We start from the raw sequence: 13,907 nt of genomic DNA on the forward strand, positions 1-13,907 counted from the left end.
TTGAAACGTCTAAAAAACCTTTTCCCCCATAGAAAAAAGCCGTCTCATTAAAAATAGACGACTTTTAATATTAATATGAAAGTATTGTATGTTTCCCATTAAATTCGAAAGGTTGTGAAAGTAGCTCCTCAATAAATGTTGGACCCACTTCATTCAAAAATAGCAACGGACTAAACCATCTTTCTTGTAAAGTGTACTCTGGAAAAAGAATACCCTCGATATGATTGTACTTTCGTATCTTCACTCCATGACGTAACAAATCCGTATCTTCTATTTTTCTACTCAAATAGGTAAACTGCTTGTCATGAAGTTGTAAGTTTTTCTTTGTTAATACATTAAGTGGTTTATCTTTTGCTAAATGATCTTCTAACTTTTGGTATTGTTCAATTAACGTAAGCTTCATTTCTTGAATCATTTCTTCAGCAACAACATCTTTAATGTCATTCATAAATGCTTGTTTGTGAGCCTGTAAATCGTTATTAAATACACTTTCCACTCGGAGGTCTATCTCATCTAAATAGCGCGAAGACTTTCCATCTACTAGTGTAATAGACAGACGTGGGACCATGACGGGTAACTCCATGTCAAAATGTTCAAACATGGTCTTAAATGCAGCCCAATAGGCTAATTCCCCCGGACCTCCAACAAACGCTAATACCGGAAACACCATTTCCTGCATGAGAGGTCGGGTAACTACATTATTACTTAAGCGTTCAGGATTTTTTTTGGCGATGTCAAGTAATTGTAGTTTTGAAAATTGATAGCCTGCTACTTCATTTACAAATACTCCATTGTGATGCTTCAATAAGAAACGCTCCCCATTTTCAACAATAAACAAGTTGGCACTATCTTTTGATGCTTGAATAGGCTGACCATAACCTGATTGTTGAAAACTAGTTTCTTGTTCTACAACTAGTGAAGCAATTTCTTGAGCATGTTCAATCATTTTCACAAAATATGGAGATTCATATTGACGAAGTGGTTGGTATGCTGCATCAATTAACAACAAACCTTCTTTTGCAAAAAAATCATGCATCATCACTGTGAAAAATTCGCTATAAGTAGACACTTGTTGTGCCATTTTTAAATATTTTTGAAGCATTTGTTTTGTATAAGTCGTTTCAGTAAATTGCTTAAAGACATCACGAATGAATAATTGTAATTTTTCAACTTCCACAGCGGAATGAGAAGCCATTTGCTTTCGATTTGGTCGGTCATTATACGTATGTTTTTGTAATTGTCCATGATTTGGAGTGAAAGTAGAGTTAATTTCATCTAAGTCATGGTCCTCTCCAGCAATCCAAAAAACTGGTATAACTGGAATTCCTAAAGCTTCACGTTGCTGTTTGGCTAACAACACAATTGATATTGCTTTATGTATGGAATACAAAGGACCTGTAAGTAATCCCGCTTGCTGACCGCCAATGACTACTAGGGCATTTTTTTCTAACTCTCCCAAGTGTAAATCAACTTTATCGCTTTGCGGAAGAAACGCCATGTATTCGCGTATTACTTTTGTCAGTTGACCTCGGTTTACTGGATGGGATTTCAAAGATAATGCTCGATTTTTATATGAATCCTTATTGGGTAAAAAATGGAAAAAATTCAAAAGTTCTTTCTTTTGATTATGGAAATCCACTAGGAAAGAACTACTATTTGGTTGATCAATTTGGTCGAATTTCAATGTGGTAAACTCCTTTTGCGTCTAAATACAAACCGATTATATCATTTGACGACAAGACAGGAAAAACAAACGACTTATAAAGAATTAATTTAAGTACTTTACTAATCTCACTATCAGACCTAAACACCACACTGCAAAGTAAGTGAGAGTCAGAACTAAAAACAGAAATCTCCATATTTTTTTAATTAGAGGGAGTAATTCAATTTCATTTTTTGATTTCCAATCAAGAAATGTTAATATGACGCTGATGATTAACGCCATTGCGACTAAGCTTCCCCTTGTTTCGATTTGAAATAATGACTGAATGGCAATTGGAACAGTGAAGAACAGTAAGAAGGTTGTCACATCCGCTGCATGTCCAAAAGCTATTGAGGATTTACCTGTTCCTTTTCTTGAGATTATGAAGACTATTAAAAACATGACTATAGGAAATACTAATAGAAAACTGATAACGGATTGAATAATATTACTCAAAAGATTCACCTTTTTCATCAAGAGCTAAAACTAAATAATATAGTGTTCTTAAAAGAGGTAAATCTCTCTCTTTAGTTGCAGCCATTTGCAGTAACACCCCTACAATTGATTCAATTTCACTTTTCCGATGATTTAGTCGATCTTGCAGCATAGAAGAATAATTTTGTGATGTTTTGACACAAAGTTCCTTTACGTCTTCAAAAGTAAGCGTTTGTGAAATTTCTGGAAAACTCAACAGAATTTCTTCAAATATAGACTTCATTAGATGAAAAGCATGACTATTTGTAATCAGTTCCCCATTTTTTATTTGTAATATCGCGGTTATTGGATTTATACAAGCGTTCAAAACCACTTTTCGTAAAACAATAGTATAAGCGTCCTCTACCATCTCACTTTGAAAGAAAGAAGTTTGAAAGATTGATATATCTATGGGTGCCTTCGATGTCATAATATGAGGGGCAATTTTTGTTAACCCTACTCCTTTATGAAGAACAGTAGTAGCATCTTGCTTCACGGCGCCATGCTCAATGGTAGCTATGTATATATCTTGATGTTTTAATCGATTAATCCATTTAAGATGAGCAAGTCCATTTTGAACAAATACCAGAGTTGTAGATAGTGATAGCGATTGTAATTCCTTTTCTAAGTTAGTTAATTGATGAAATTTAACTGCAACTATCCATAGAGCCTCTGTAGGTGCTAGTCTAAAATCTGTAAAAGCCTGGACTTGTGTATTTACTTTCTCTCCATTTGGTTGAATTAGCGTAATACCTTGTAATCTAAGCTTCTCAGCCTGCACGGTTGATCTTGTTATGTATGTAATTTCATGATTTCTCTCACTTAAATATGAGCCAATAAGTAAACCAATGGCACCTGCTCCAACAATGACCACTTTCATTGCACAATCAACTCCTACAACTTGTTTAATATATTATTCATCCAAACAATATCCACTCAGAATATACTGATATTTTCTATCATAAGTCTAAACCACAAAAAAAAGAAGACCTATTTGCATAGGCCTTCCTTTTGCATAGTAAGTTCCTACTCTAGCTCTTGACCTGTTTATACTGGATAAACAGGATGTTTACGAGGCGGTTGAGGAATATTTTTCGTACTATAGGCTTGGAAACGCATCGCAAGAACTTCACGTAAATTACTTGGTGCAACAATCTCATCAATAATCAATTCAGATGCTAATTTATAGATATCAATTTCTTCTTTATATTCTTGATGTTTTTGTTGAACAAATTTCACACGTTCTTTCGGATCTTCGATTGCCTCTATTTTGTTCGAGAACACAGCATTTACGGCTGCTTCTGGACCCATTACTGCAATTTGAGCAGTAGGTAAAGCGATACAAACATCTGGTTCAAATGCTGGACCAGCCATTGCGTATAATCCAGCCCCGTAAGCTTTTCTTACGATTACTGAAATTTTTGGCACTGTTGCAGAACTCATAGCCATAATTAGTTTTGCGCCATGTCGAATAATTCCAGCACGCTCAACTTTTGTTCCAATCATAAATCCAGGAACATCTGCTAAGAACAATAACGGAATGCCAAACGCATCACATAAATTAATGAATTTCGCAGCTTTGTCAGCAGAATCTCCAAATAATACGCCACCTTTAGCTTTCGGTTGGTTCGCAATAATCCCGACAGCTTGTCCTTCAATTCGCGCAAGGCAAGTAATAATTTCTGGAGCAAATAATTTCTTCACATCAAAGAGTGAGCCTTCGTCAATTAATTGATCGATGGCTTCATACATATCAAATGGTGCATTTTGATTTTCCGGAATAATTTCTTCAAGTGTGCGACCTTCTTTATTAGCTTTTGGTTCTACCATTTTCGGCTTCTCAGTAAAGTTTGCTGGGAAGTAAGCCAAATAACGACGAGCTTCAGAAATAGCTTGTTGTTCACTTGTTACTAATACATCGCCACAGCCACTAACGGAACAGTGCATGCGAGCGCCGCCCATTTCTTCTAACGTAACTTTTTCACCGATTACTTTTTCTGCCATACGCGGTGATCCTAAATACATAGAAGCATTACCTTCAACCATAATGACGATATCACAAAATGCAGGAATGTAAGCTCCTCCAGCTGCAGATGGTCCGAATAGTAAACAGATTTGCGGAACAAATCCTGACATTCGCACTTGATTGTGGAATATTTTACCTGCACCGCGTCGGTTTGGGAACATATCTAATTGATCCGTAATACGCGCTCCAGCTGAATCGACAAGATAAAGCATTGGCACCCGCGTCTTCTCTGCTATCTCTTGAATACGAATGATTTTTTCAACAGTACGAGATCCCCATGACCCTGCTTTAACTGTTGAATCATTTGCCATTACACATATTTGTTGTCCACCGACTTTGCCTGTTGCTGTTACGACACCATCCGCTGGAAGATCTCCCGCTTCACAGTTTGCAAAACGACCATCTTCTAAATACTCACCATTATCAAAAAGTAACGCTAAACGATCACGGACAAATAATTTATTTTGTTCGACCATTTTTTCATGATATTTCGAGTGACCACCTGCGAAAATAGTCGTTAGCTTTTCTTCTAAGCGTTCATTGTATGTTGTTTTCTGCGTCAATTATATTGCCCCCTTTGTTTCAATCTCACATACCCCGAGTGAGTTTTATTCGAATGTTACAAGTACGTCGCCTTCATTTACGAAGTCGCCTATTTGAGCATTAATTTTCACAATTTTACCTGCTGTTTCTGCTTCAACCGGAATTTCCATTTTCATTGATTCTAAAATCATGACAGTTTGTCCTACCGTTACTTCTTCACCCTCTTGAACGATGATATTAAATACTGTTCCTGCCATTGTAGATTGAACTTGTTTCATTTTATTTCCTCCTTTTGTTGTTCGAGCCATTGCGGCAATACCGCAGTAGTATAAGTTCCATCTTGGAATGCTTTTGCTCCTAAAAATTCTTGGAACAAAGGTACATTTGTTTTAATACCTTCAATCGTAACAGATGAAAAGAATTTTTGTGCTTTAATAATCGCTTCTTCTCGTGTTTCAGATTGAATAATTACTTTTGCAATCATTGGGTCATAGAAAGGTGTTACTGTATTTCCTTCTTCATAACCTGCATCAATTCGGATGTCTTCTGTTGATCCCCATTGAAGTTTTTTAATATTTCCTGGAGAAGGGAAGAACGTTTTTGGATCTTCAGCATAAATTCGAAACTCAATTGCATGACCTTTTGACTGTATATCTGCTTGATTAATCACCGGAAGGAGCTCGCCCTTAGCGACTATTAATTGCCACTCTACTAAATCAAAACCTGTTACTGCCTCAGTCACTGGATGCTCAACTTGAAGTCTTGTATTCATTTCTAAGAAATAGAATTGATTCTCTTCATCCACAATAAATTCAACAGTCCCTGCATTACGATAATTTACTGCTTTAGCAGCATCAACTGCCGCTTGTAATAATCGTTCGAGAGCAGGTTTCGGGAAATTCGGTGAAGGTGACTCTTCAATCACTTTTTGGTTACGACGTTGAACTGAACAGTTTCGTTCAAACAAATGCACAGTATTACCATGTGTGTCACCGAAAATTTGAACTTCAATGTGACGTCCGCCAGAAATATACTTTTCTAAGAAGACGACATCATCTCCGAAGTAAGCCTTTGCACGTGTTTTCACGGAAACAAAGTTCTGACTGAGCGCTTGTTCATTATCACAGCGAATCATACCGATTCCACCGCCCCCACTGCTTGCTTTAAGCATGATTGGGTAACCTATAAGTTTAGCTTCTTGGATGGCCTCTTCAAGCGTTTCAATACCATCATCAGTACCTGGCACTACCGGCACACCTGCTGCTTTCATCGTTTGACGAGAACCAATCTTATCGCCCATAGTATCTATTGTTTGTGGATCTGGACCGATAAAAATCATGCCAGCTTCTTCAATCTTACGCGCAAAACTTGAATTCTCTGACAGTAGACCATAACCCGGATGAATAGCGTCAACCCCTTCACGCTTAGCTAATGCTAAAATATCATCCACTTTTAAATACGATTGTTGCACTTGGCTTGGACCAATTAAAAATGCTGAGTCTGCTTCTTTTACATAAGGTAAATCAGCATCTGCTTCAGCATAAATTGCTACTGTTTCAATATTTAACTTTTTACATGTTTTGATAATACGTCGTGCAATTTCTCCCCTGTTTGCAATTAACACTTTTTGCATTAGTTGTCCCCCTAAGTTATTCGAACATTAAGTTCCATCTACCTTAGTCTATACGAAAAATGAAAACTATTTCAAGTTTTATTAAAGAAATATTCAAACTAGCAAAAAAATAAGCTGTTTCTTTAAAGATTTAATCTTTAAAGAGACAGCTTTATGAATATGCTTTAGTTTTTTTGATGTACAAAGGGACTTTCTAAACACACTCGCTGAATTTGTTGCACATATGTTTTCAACTGAGCATGTTCTTTTTGTAGTCTATTATGCGCTTCTAATAATTCATCATAACTAGACATCGCTTGCTTTAAATGTGTATGCATTGGATGTTGATATTTTTGTTTGGCATTATTTAAGTCTTGTCCATACGTATGTCTTAAAGTTTTATTCCATCTAAATCCACAAGCCTGTTTTGTTCGAGAGAGTTTTTCAGCAGCTACTTCAAATGCATAAATTTGTGTGCCACCATTTTTTACTATTTCCAAAACAGTAGTTACTAATTTTTGGTCATCATCAGGAGTCCATTGATCTTTTCTTTTCACTTCATTCATATCATCTTCACCTCGCGTTTTTTCTACTATATGACGCAAGGAAAAAAAATAGAAGTCGGTGAACAATCTATTCAAGTTATTTTCGTTTCTTTAAGAACTTTTGAACAGCCTCATGATGCTCATCAGCTGCCCATAGCTTTGAACAAGTTTTGACTTCTTCTTTTATTTGCTCTAGTAGCTTTTGCTCAGTCCATTTACGTATTAACATCTGTTTATAGGCTCGGTGAACAGATGCTTCTACTTGTTTCATCTCATGCACAAACGTTTCTAACGCTTGTTCTTTGTTTCCGTCGTATAGTTGCGTTGCCCAGCCATTATCTAAAAGACTATGCGCAAGTAAAGGTTTCGCTTCACATAACATTTGCATAGCTATATCTTGCCTAGCTAATTTTTCAAATAAATATGTTCCGCCACCCCAACCACTAGTAATAGCAAGGGTCCCTTGAATAAATCCGGCTTTTGCGTGTGAGGATACTAATCGGAAGTCACATGCTGTGGCAATTTCACAGCCACCTCCGACCGCATGTCCATTGACAAGTGCAATGACAGGCACAGGAAGGGTCGCGATATTATATAGGGCAGTCGCCATTCGGTTAAGCATGGGAAAAGCGTCTTCCTCTGTTTGGAGTCCGTGAAAGATAGACAAATCTCCTCCAGAACAAAACGCTTCATTACCTTCGCCTGTAATGACGACAAATTGTATAGTTGAATCATTATGTACAGATGTAACTAGACTCTCAAATCCAGCAATGACTTCGTGATTTATTGCATTACGAACTTTAGGTCGGTTTATGGTGAAACGTAAAATATTTTCCTCACGATTTATGGTGAATGTCATGTGCAGTAGCCTCCTAGTAAATAGAGAAAAAGACTACCAGAGAGCCATGGTCTCTCTGGTAGCCTTTATATTGAACAAATACTGAATTATTTGCTCATTACTTCTTTCCCTTTGTAATATCCGCATGATTTACAAATATGGTGAGCCAATTTTGATTCATTACAGTTTGGACAAGCTACCATACCAGGTAGGGATAATTTGAAATGCGTACGACGCTTTCGTTTAACTGCTTTAGAAGTCTTTCTAAACGGTACAGCCATTGTGGCACCTCCTTACAGATCGTTATTCGTCTGTTTGATCAAAATACTTAGCTAAATCAGCAAGTCTAGGATCCGATTTTTTAGGTTCATTTTCTTCTTTCACAGACAATTCCTCTTCTGTTAAGTACGACCAGTTTTTGCCGCCAGGAATCGGTAGATGGTTAGCATCTTCCTTAAACACTTGAAAAGGAATTTCGACTAGAATTAATTCTTCAAGTACAGGGTCGACATTTACAACATCACCTTCTACATAATGAATTTCTCCATCGTCTACCTTATGTTTATCTGACCAACTAAAAAGCTCATCGGTTTGAATATCAAACGGATACTCAACATCTTCCCACGTTCGAGAACATGGTAAAGTTAGGATGCCTGTCAGTTGAAAATGACAAGTCATTTGCTCTGCACCGAATGTGCAGTGCCCTTTTACATGAACGGGTGATATTTTCCGGATGTCCGGGTTACGTGTCATAACATCATCCAATAGAATCGTTTCATCAATTGGCATCCCGTTATGGCGATATTTAGATAGTTGATGAATTGCCCATTTCATTCGTTTATCACCTCAAGACAACAAAGTTGATTATATAATGCAGGAAATTAGATGTCAAGATAATTTCTTGTCACCCCAATTTTTGACCCGTATAATCAATAGTAATGATAGGGGGTCAACATCTTGAAAGCAACCGGTATAATCGTTGAACATAATCCGTTCCATAACGGACATTTATATCATATCAAAGAATCAAGAAAAAAAACAGCAGCAGATATTATTATTGCGGTCATGAGCGGAAACTTTTTACAACGAGGAGAACCAGCACTTGTAAACAAGTGGACACGAACTGAAATGGCCTTAAAGGCTGGTGTTGATATCGTGATCGAACTCCCTTATGTATTTGCAACCGCACAAGCGAGCGACTTTGCACGTGGTTCAATTGATTTATTAGAAGCTATTGGGTGTGATGATTTTTGTTTTGGCAGTGAAGAAGGTTCTATAGAACCCTTTGCTCACTCATATGAAGTAATTACTACACATCAAGAGGATTACCAAAATTCGATCAAACAATACATGAAGCTTGGTTTAAGTTATCCAAAAGCGTTAAATGAGGCTTACACTGAAATAACAAGCAACTCAGAAATAAATTTTGTGGACTTATCAAAACCAAACAATATTCTTGGCTATCATTATTTAGAAGCAGCATATCAAATAAATGCGCATATTAAGCCTGTTACGATCCAACGTGTTGTAGCTAATTACCATGATGATGTAGAACACAGTCAATCAATTGCAAGCGCTACAGGCATACGTAAGGCTATTTTCGATGATGGTTCAATCGAAGCATTGGCAAACTTTATGCCACAAACATCTCTTGAACATTTATTAAACTGGAAAGATTCAATTGGTGTATTTGGTAGCTGGCAACAGTTTTGGCCTTTACTCCGATTTACGATCATTCGTTCTTCTGTAAAAGAACTTGCCACATACGCAGAAGTAACAGAAGGAATAGAGCATTTAATTTACGAAGCAGCAAAGAAATGTGAGACATTTGAAGAATTTATGGCATGTGTGAAATCTAAAAGGTACACCTGGACACGTATTCAGCGGATGCTTACACATATTTATACAGGTTTTACGTGGGAAGCTTTACATTCACATAAAAAACCGACATATATTCGAGTTCTTGGCATGACACACAATGGACAGAAATACCTTAATCATAAGAAAAAAAACCTTTCATTGCCTCTCGTTAGTCGAGTAGCTGCAATAAAAGATTCTTTATTAGATTTAGATATTCATGCATCGGATTTATATCATTTGGGACTACAATCAAATAAAATTAAGCAGCCCGCTGGATCTGATTATCGAAATCCACCCATAATTATTTAAAATTATTTTTTCGGCTCAAGTTCTTCTATAAATTCAAGTGCATCATCTACGGTTTTGACAGGCACGATTTTCATCTTCGTGCCTATTTTTTCAGCCATTTCTTTAGCTTCTAAGTAATTAGAACCTAAAGAAGGATTTTTTTTCAAAACTTCCTCCGGTAACACATCGTCTGGCGCAAAGAAAATCTCTACATCCGCTTTATCAGCAGCAATTACTTTTAAATCAATCCCACCTATACGACCAACTTCACCAGTATCTTTCATTGTGCCTGTTCCAGCCATAGAATAGCCTTTTGTCAAATCTTCATCCATTAACTGATTTAAGATTTCAAGTGTAAACATTAAGCCGGCTGAAGGACCACCAATTTCCTCTGATTTAATCTTCACTGTCGGAGAAGTAGTAATTTCTTTATCTTCACTAAATGAAATACCAAGACCTGCTCTACTTTCATCAGACGGAATTGGTTTTAATTCAATTTCGATTAACTCCAATTTTTCATCACGCTTTATTTTTAAAGTGATGATTTCCCCTACATTTTTATCATTCAAATAGTCAATTAAACTTTGTTGGTCACTACTTTTAATGCCATCAATTTGCATGATTCTGTCACCAGCTTTAAGTAAACCGTCGGCCGCTCCATTTGGTAATACATTTAATATAAATATACCTTTAGTAGTTATTTCATATGGTTTTCCTGCTTTTTCAAATGCAATTTGTATCGCATTAAATTGTGATTGTGACATGAGATGCAATTGACGAACCGTATATTCTTCATCATCTTCATCGGGATTTCTCACATGATTTGACTGCAATATTTTTTGTTCATCAGATACTTTAGCCCATGCATATGTAAATGGTGTAGCTTTTGCTAAACCTATGGTCATTAAACTCATAGATCCTTCATCATCTTGGTCCCCATCTTGCACAGTTACTAACGGTTTTAGAGGATAAGCTCCTCCAGGTTTTGTGATGTAAGCATCAACAGGATAAAAAGTAGCGCTTACTAGAAAAATACAAATCAAGAAAAAACTAATCGTACTTTTCTTTGGCATGTTTACTCACCTCCATGATGACAAGCATTGTTTATGCATATATATAGTTTAGCACTTTAACTTTACTTCTGACAAAACGGTTGAAACGGGGTAATCTCACATGCTACATAAAACCAATCTATTCATTTGTTGGTTTCTAATGATATTGTTTATCTTTATGCCTGAAATAACTCATCAAGGTGCACAACTTGGCATCGAAGTTTTTTTAAAGCGTCTGTTACCATATTTATTACCATATTTAGTCGTCTCTCAATGGTTGTTGTATGAACTTTACAAAAAAAATAAATGGCAATCTCATGTGGGCAATAGTATCAAAATATATACAATCGGTGCTTTTGGTGGTTTTCCGACAGGTGCAGCTACTATCTCAACACTTGCGCAATCAAGCATGATTAGTAAACGTCACGCTAGTCACTTACTTGGCATTTGTCATGCACCTAGCCCAATGTTTGTTGTAGGCGTTGTTGGTAGTCAATTTCTTTTATCCGTCAATACAGGTATTTTAATCTTGATAATTCTACATAGTATCAATCTCATTTTTTTAGTATTTCTTCATATGTTTATTCCCATGCCTACTCTTCCAAAAAATGACCAAGTGGCAAAGTCTGTTTCTTCTCCACTGAGTGAAGGCATCCATCAAGCTTCTTCTATTTTACTCTTAGTAGCAACTACAGTTGTATTCTTTACAACCATTAGTACGGTTATCAGGGAAAGTATGACATTTATTTTGGATGAAATACCCAATCAAGTAACCGTTATCATTTATTCTTTTTTTGAAATGACAGCTGGGCTAGAAATAGCTCACCAATTGTTTCAAATGGAGTCACTTTTTCCTCTTTTAGCTGTCTCCATTCTTTCCTTTAACGGCTTGAGTATACATATGCAAATTTTTGTTTTGGCAAAATCAGCTCAACTGTCGTTAAAACCATATGTTATGTACCGTTTGTTCCATTTTCTTTTATTTGTAGGAAGTTGTTTTCTTTTCCTTTAAATAATATCAAGGAGTTTGCTATTTATTTAAATCCAAATTTCATTTTCAAAGCTACTTCCACTTGTTTAGGTACTAATTCAGAAATATTTCCACCATATTTAGCAACTTCTTTTACAATGCTTGAACTTAGGAATGAATATTGATTATTTGTCATGATAAAAAACGTTTCAATTTTTTCATTAAGAACTCTGTTCATTGACGTGATTTGCATTTCGTATTCAAAATCTGAGACAGCCCGTAAACCTCTGACAATGGCATGCGCATTGACACTTTTAGCATATTCTACAAGTAAACCAGAAAAAGAATCAACATGAACATTGGGTAAAGAAACTGTTACTTCGCTAATTAATGCCATTCTTTCTTCAACAGTAAATAGTGATTTTTTAGATGAATTATTTAATACGACCACATGAATTTCATCAAAAACAGATGCACCTCGCTTAATAATATCTAAATGACCAAATGTTATGGGGTCAAAACTCCCTGGAACCACTGCAATCTTAGTCATTTCTTTCTCCTTCTTCCTGTCGATAAATAGAAATAATTGTGCTACCATATACTTCTTTTCTAGTCAGAGTAAACGATCCGTAATGACTTTTAAGGTCCACTCCTTTTTCATGCTCACATAAAATGATGGCATCTTCTGTCAATAAGTTTTTATCTACGAACTGTTCAATTAATTCATAATAGCCTACTTTTTGATAAGGTGGGTCCAAAAAAAGCAAATCAATACGAGCTTGTCTCTTCTCTAAAGCTTTGATTGCACGAGTCGCATCTGCTTTATACACTTCCGATTGGTCTTCTAATTTACACTTTTTTAAATTTTCATAAATTACGGGTATGGCATGTGTGTCCTTTTCAATAAATATACATGTGTCTATGCCACGACTGAGCGATTCAATGCCAAGGCTCCCGCTCCCTGCAAATAAGTCGACAGCAAGTCCACCATCAAAATAGGGTCCAATCATATTAAAAATCGATTCTTTCACTTTATCAGTTGTTGGTCTGGTGCCTGTTCCTGGCACCGCTTTCAAAGGAAGCCCTTTGCGTGTTCCAGATATTACTCTCATGAAGTCCCTCCTTGTCCGATTCGCCGGTATTCATATAGGCATGCCTATTTTTTTCGTATGCTTCATGGCTAATGCCGTGATAAGATGATTGTATGGAAAGGATGTGTCATTCTCTTATGATTCAACGCTTTATTGAACTCGGAGAAGGTTATAGCGATATTTATGAATGGATGGAATTACTTGAAACAAATGAAGATCGTTTTCACAATGTATGTATTTTCACATCAGTTTTAAAGGACGTCAAAAAATTAAGTGTTGCCCTTATTTTAAAGCCAGCAAGTGAAAGCAAATTTATGCCTATTTACTTCTGTCGAGAAGGTATTGAATATTCACTCGAAAAAACGAGCAAACGAATCCAATTAGTCGAAAAGACGATGAAGGAAAAAAATTACTCCCCACACCGTCTAGAAGTTAAACATTCATCCTATTTTGCAGAACCAGCTTTGTATCATCAGTATTTAACAGGGGTACTGAGATTGCATCATATATTGCCACCTCTAAGCTAACTTATAAGCCAGTTTTGTAATCATATTCTTTCGCTTTATCTGGTTTAGAATTTTCATATTCAGTTTTCACAAAAGGACGGTAAGATGGGCTGACTTCTTTAACAAATGGAAGTTTCTGTAACTTCGTTGAAATTGTTTCAATTTGATCGAGGTCGCAATACATTACAACATACTTTAGTTTTCGAGAAATATATTGAACATGGCCATATTTTCTCAGCGATTTCGCTTGTTTTAAATGATGCACATATACAATTAGTCCTTGTCGGTCATTCATGCGAGTTCCCTCTTTTCTTACTTAGAAGAATACCATATGAAGGAAAATGTTCGCAACTGCTTGAAGCTTGCCAATTTATTTAACGGGATAAAAACTGTTAAAAAT

General features: G+C 36.2%; 17 protein-coding genes. 3 read left to right on the forward strand and 14 right to left on the reverse strand.

Annotated elements, in window-relative coordinates:
• Positions 1–70 precede the first annotated feature (70 nt).
• The 10 genes from bshC to E2636_RS10590 form a co-directional block, all read right to left on the reverse strand.
• Positions 71–1,684, reverse strand: a complete 1,614-nt coding sequence (bshC, locus tag E2636_RS10545) for a bacillithiol biosynthesis cysteine-adding enzyme BshC (protein WP_134210153.1) — start codon at positions 1,682–1,684, stop codon at positions 71–73.
• A gap of 84 nt (positions 1,685–1,768) precedes the next feature.
• Entirely contained in the window at positions 1,769–2,158 is a 390-nt protein-coding gene (locus tag E2636_RS10550; protein WP_134210154.1) for a DUF3397 family protein, read from the reverse strand.
• A complete protein-coding gene (locus tag E2636_RS10555) occupies positions 2,151–3,056 on the reverse strand; it encodes a ketopantoate reductase family protein (RefSeq protein WP_134210155.1) in 906 nt (301 codons plus the stop codon). Before E2636_RS10555 ends, E2636_RS10550 begins: the two co-directional genes overlap by 8 nt.
• A 167-nt stretch (positions 3,057–3,223) precedes the next feature.
• Positions 3,224–4,765, reverse strand: coding sequence for an acyl-CoA carboxylase subunit beta (locus E2636_RS10560; protein ID WP_134210156.1), 1,542 nt, complete (start codon positions 4,763–4,765; stop codon positions 3,224–3,226).
• A 45-nt stretch (positions 4,766–4,810) separates the two neighbouring features.
• On the reverse strand, positions 4,811–5,023 hold the full coding sequence (locus E2636_RS10565) for an acetyl-CoA carboxylase biotin carboxyl carrier protein subunit (protein ID WP_134210157.1): 213 nt from the start codon (positions 5,021–5,023) through the stop codon (positions 4,811–4,813).
• Positions 5,020–6,378 (reverse strand): acetyl-CoA carboxylase biotin carboxylase subunit, encoded by a 1,359-nt coding sequence (locus tag E2636_RS10570; RefSeq protein ID WP_134210158.1) that lies wholly within the window; start codon positions 6,376–6,378, stop codon positions 5,020–5,022. Before E2636_RS10570 ends, E2636_RS10565 begins: the two co-directional genes overlap by 4 nt.
• A 164-nt stretch (positions 6,379–6,542) precedes the next feature.
• Positions 6,543–6,923, reverse strand: coding sequence for a hypothetical protein (locus E2636_RS10575; protein WP_017379340.1), 381 nt, complete (start codon positions 6,921–6,923; stop codon positions 6,543–6,545).
• Positions 6,924–6,999: 76 nt separating this feature from the next.
• Positions 7,000–7,761 carry an enoyl-CoA hydratase/isomerase family protein gene (locus E2636_RS10580; RefSeq protein WP_134210159.1) on the reverse strand — a complete coding sequence of 254 codons (762 nt, stop codon included), beginning with the start codon at positions 7,759–7,761 and terminating at the stop codon, positions 7,000–7,002.
• An 86-nt stretch (positions 7,762–7,847) separates the two neighbouring features.
• The gene (gene rpmF / locus E2636_RS10585; RefSeq protein ID WP_017379338.1) at positions 7,848–8,021 is read right to left on the reverse strand and encodes a 50S ribosomal protein L32; all 174 of its coding nucleotides are present in this window, start codon (positions 8,019–8,021) and stop codon (positions 7,848–7,850) included.
• 22 nt (positions 8,022–8,043) lie between these two features.
• Positions 8,044–8,574 carry a YceD family protein gene (locus E2636_RS10590; RefSeq protein ID WP_134210160.1) on the reverse strand — a complete coding sequence of 177 codons (531 nt, stop codon included), beginning with the start codon at positions 8,572–8,574 and terminating at the stop codon, positions 8,044–8,046.
• 123 nt (positions 8,575–8,697) lie between these two features.
• Here E2636_RS10590 and E2636_RS10595 point away from each other — a divergent pair, with 123 nt between their 5' ends.
• Positions 8,698–9,909, forward strand: a complete 1,212-nt coding sequence (locus E2636_RS10595; protein WP_134210161.1) for a nucleotidyltransferase — start codon at positions 8,698–8,700, stop codon at positions 9,907–9,909.
• Positions 9,910–9,911: 2 nt separating this feature from the next.
• On the opposite strand, the gene E2636_RS10600 is transcribed toward E2636_RS10595, so the two are convergent.
• A complete protein-coding gene (locus E2636_RS10600) occupies positions 9,912–10,961 on the reverse strand; it encodes a SepM family pheromone-processing serine protease (protein WP_134210162.1) in 1,050 nt (349 codons plus the stop codon).
• Between the two features lie 100 nt (positions 10,962–11,061).
• Between E2636_RS10600 and E2636_RS10605 the strand changes: the two genes are divergently transcribed.
• A complete protein-coding gene (locus E2636_RS10605) occupies positions 11,062–11,952 on the forward strand; it encodes a hypothetical protein (RefSeq protein ID WP_134210163.1) in 891 nt (296 codons plus the stop codon).
• Positions 11,953–11,974: 22 nt separating this feature from the next.
• Here E2636_RS10605 and coaD read toward each other — a convergent pair whose 3' ends face one another.
• Complete coding sequence (gene coaD, locus E2636_RS10610) at positions 11,975–12,460, reverse strand: pantetheine-phosphate adenylyltransferase (protein WP_134210164.1); 486 nt, start codon at positions 12,458–12,460, stop codon at positions 11,975–11,977.
• Positions 12,453–13,022 carry a 16S rRNA (guanine(966)-N(2))-methyltransferase RsmD gene (gene rsmD / locus E2636_RS10615; protein ID WP_134210165.1) on the reverse strand — a complete coding sequence of 190 codons (570 nt, stop codon included), beginning with the start codon at positions 13,020–13,022 and terminating at the stop codon, positions 12,453–12,455. Before rsmD ends, coaD begins: the two co-directional genes overlap by 8 nt.
• A gap of 116 nt (positions 13,023–13,138) precedes the next feature.
• Between rsmD and E2636_RS10620 the strand changes: the two genes are divergently transcribed.
• Positions 13,139–13,528, forward strand: coding sequence for a DUF7147 family protein (locus tag E2636_RS10620; RefSeq protein WP_134210166.1), 390 nt, complete (start codon positions 13,139–13,141; stop codon positions 13,526–13,528).
• Position 13,529: 1 nt separating this feature from the next.
• On the opposite strand, the gene E2636_RS10625 is transcribed toward E2636_RS10620, so the two are convergent.
• Entirely contained in the window at positions 13,530–13,802 is a 273-nt protein-coding gene (locus E2636_RS10625) for a YlbG family protein (RefSeq protein WP_017379330.1), read from the reverse strand.
• Positions 13,803–13,907 lie beyond the last annotated feature (105 nt).

It is taken from the genome of Paenisporosarcina antarctica (genome assembly GCF_004367585.1).
In the GTDB taxonomy this organism is placed as follows: domain Bacteria; phylum Bacillota; class Bacilli; order Bacillales_A; family Planococcaceae; genus Paenisporosarcina; species Paenisporosarcina antarctica.

Bases quoted from the DNA above. Each gene is read 5' to 3' on its own strand.
- E2636_RS10555 (WP_134210155.1), bottom strand. From the start codon at position 3,056: ATGAAAGTGGTCATTGTTGGAGCAGGTGCCATTGGTTTACTTATTGGC.
- E2636_RS10565 (WP_134210157.1), bottom strand. From the start codon at position 5,023: ATGAAACAAGTTCAATCTACAATGGCAGGAACAGTATTTAATATCATC.
- E2636_RS10570 (WP_134210158.1), bottom strand. From the start codon at position 6,378: ATGCAAAAAGTGTTAATTGCAAACAGGGGAGAAATTGCACGACGTATT.
- E2636_RS10575 (WP_017379340.1), bottom strand. From the start codon at position 6,923: ATGAATGAAGTGAAAAGAAAAGATCAATGGACTCCTGATGATGACCAA.
- E2636_RS10580 (WP_134210159.1), bottom strand. From the start codon at position 7,761: ATGACATTCACCATAAATCGTGAGGAAAATATTTTACGTTTCACCATA.
- rpmF (WP_017379338.1), bottom strand. From the start codon at position 8,021: ATGGCTGTACCGTTTAGAAAGACTTCTAAAGCAGTTAAACGAAAGCGT.
- E2636_RS10590 (WP_134210160.1), bottom strand. From the start codon at position 8,574: ATGAAATGGGCAATTCATCAACTATCTAAATATCGCCATAACGGGATG.
- E2636_RS10600 (WP_134210162.1), bottom strand. From the start codon at position 10,961: ATGCCAAAGAAAAGTACGATTAGTTTTTTCTTGATTTGTATTTTTCTA.
- E2636_RS10605 (WP_134210163.1), top strand. From the start codon at position 11,062: ATGCTACATAAAACCAATCTATTCATTTGTTGGTTTCTAATGATATTG.
- coaD (WP_134210164.1), bottom strand. From the start codon at position 12,460: ATGACTAAGATTGCAGTGGTTCCAGGGAGTTTTGACCCCATAACATTT.
- rsmD (WP_134210165.1), bottom strand. From the start codon at position 13,022: ATGAGAGTAATATCTGGAACACGCAAAGGGCTTCCTTTGAAAGCGGTG.
- E2636_RS10620 (WP_134210166.1), top strand. From the start codon at position 13,139: ATGATTCAACGCTTTATTGAACTCGGAGAAGGTTATAGCGATATTTAT.
- E2636_RS10625 (WP_017379330.1), bottom strand. From the start codon at position 13,802: ATGAATGACCGACAAGGACTAATTGTATATGTGCATCATTTAAAACAA.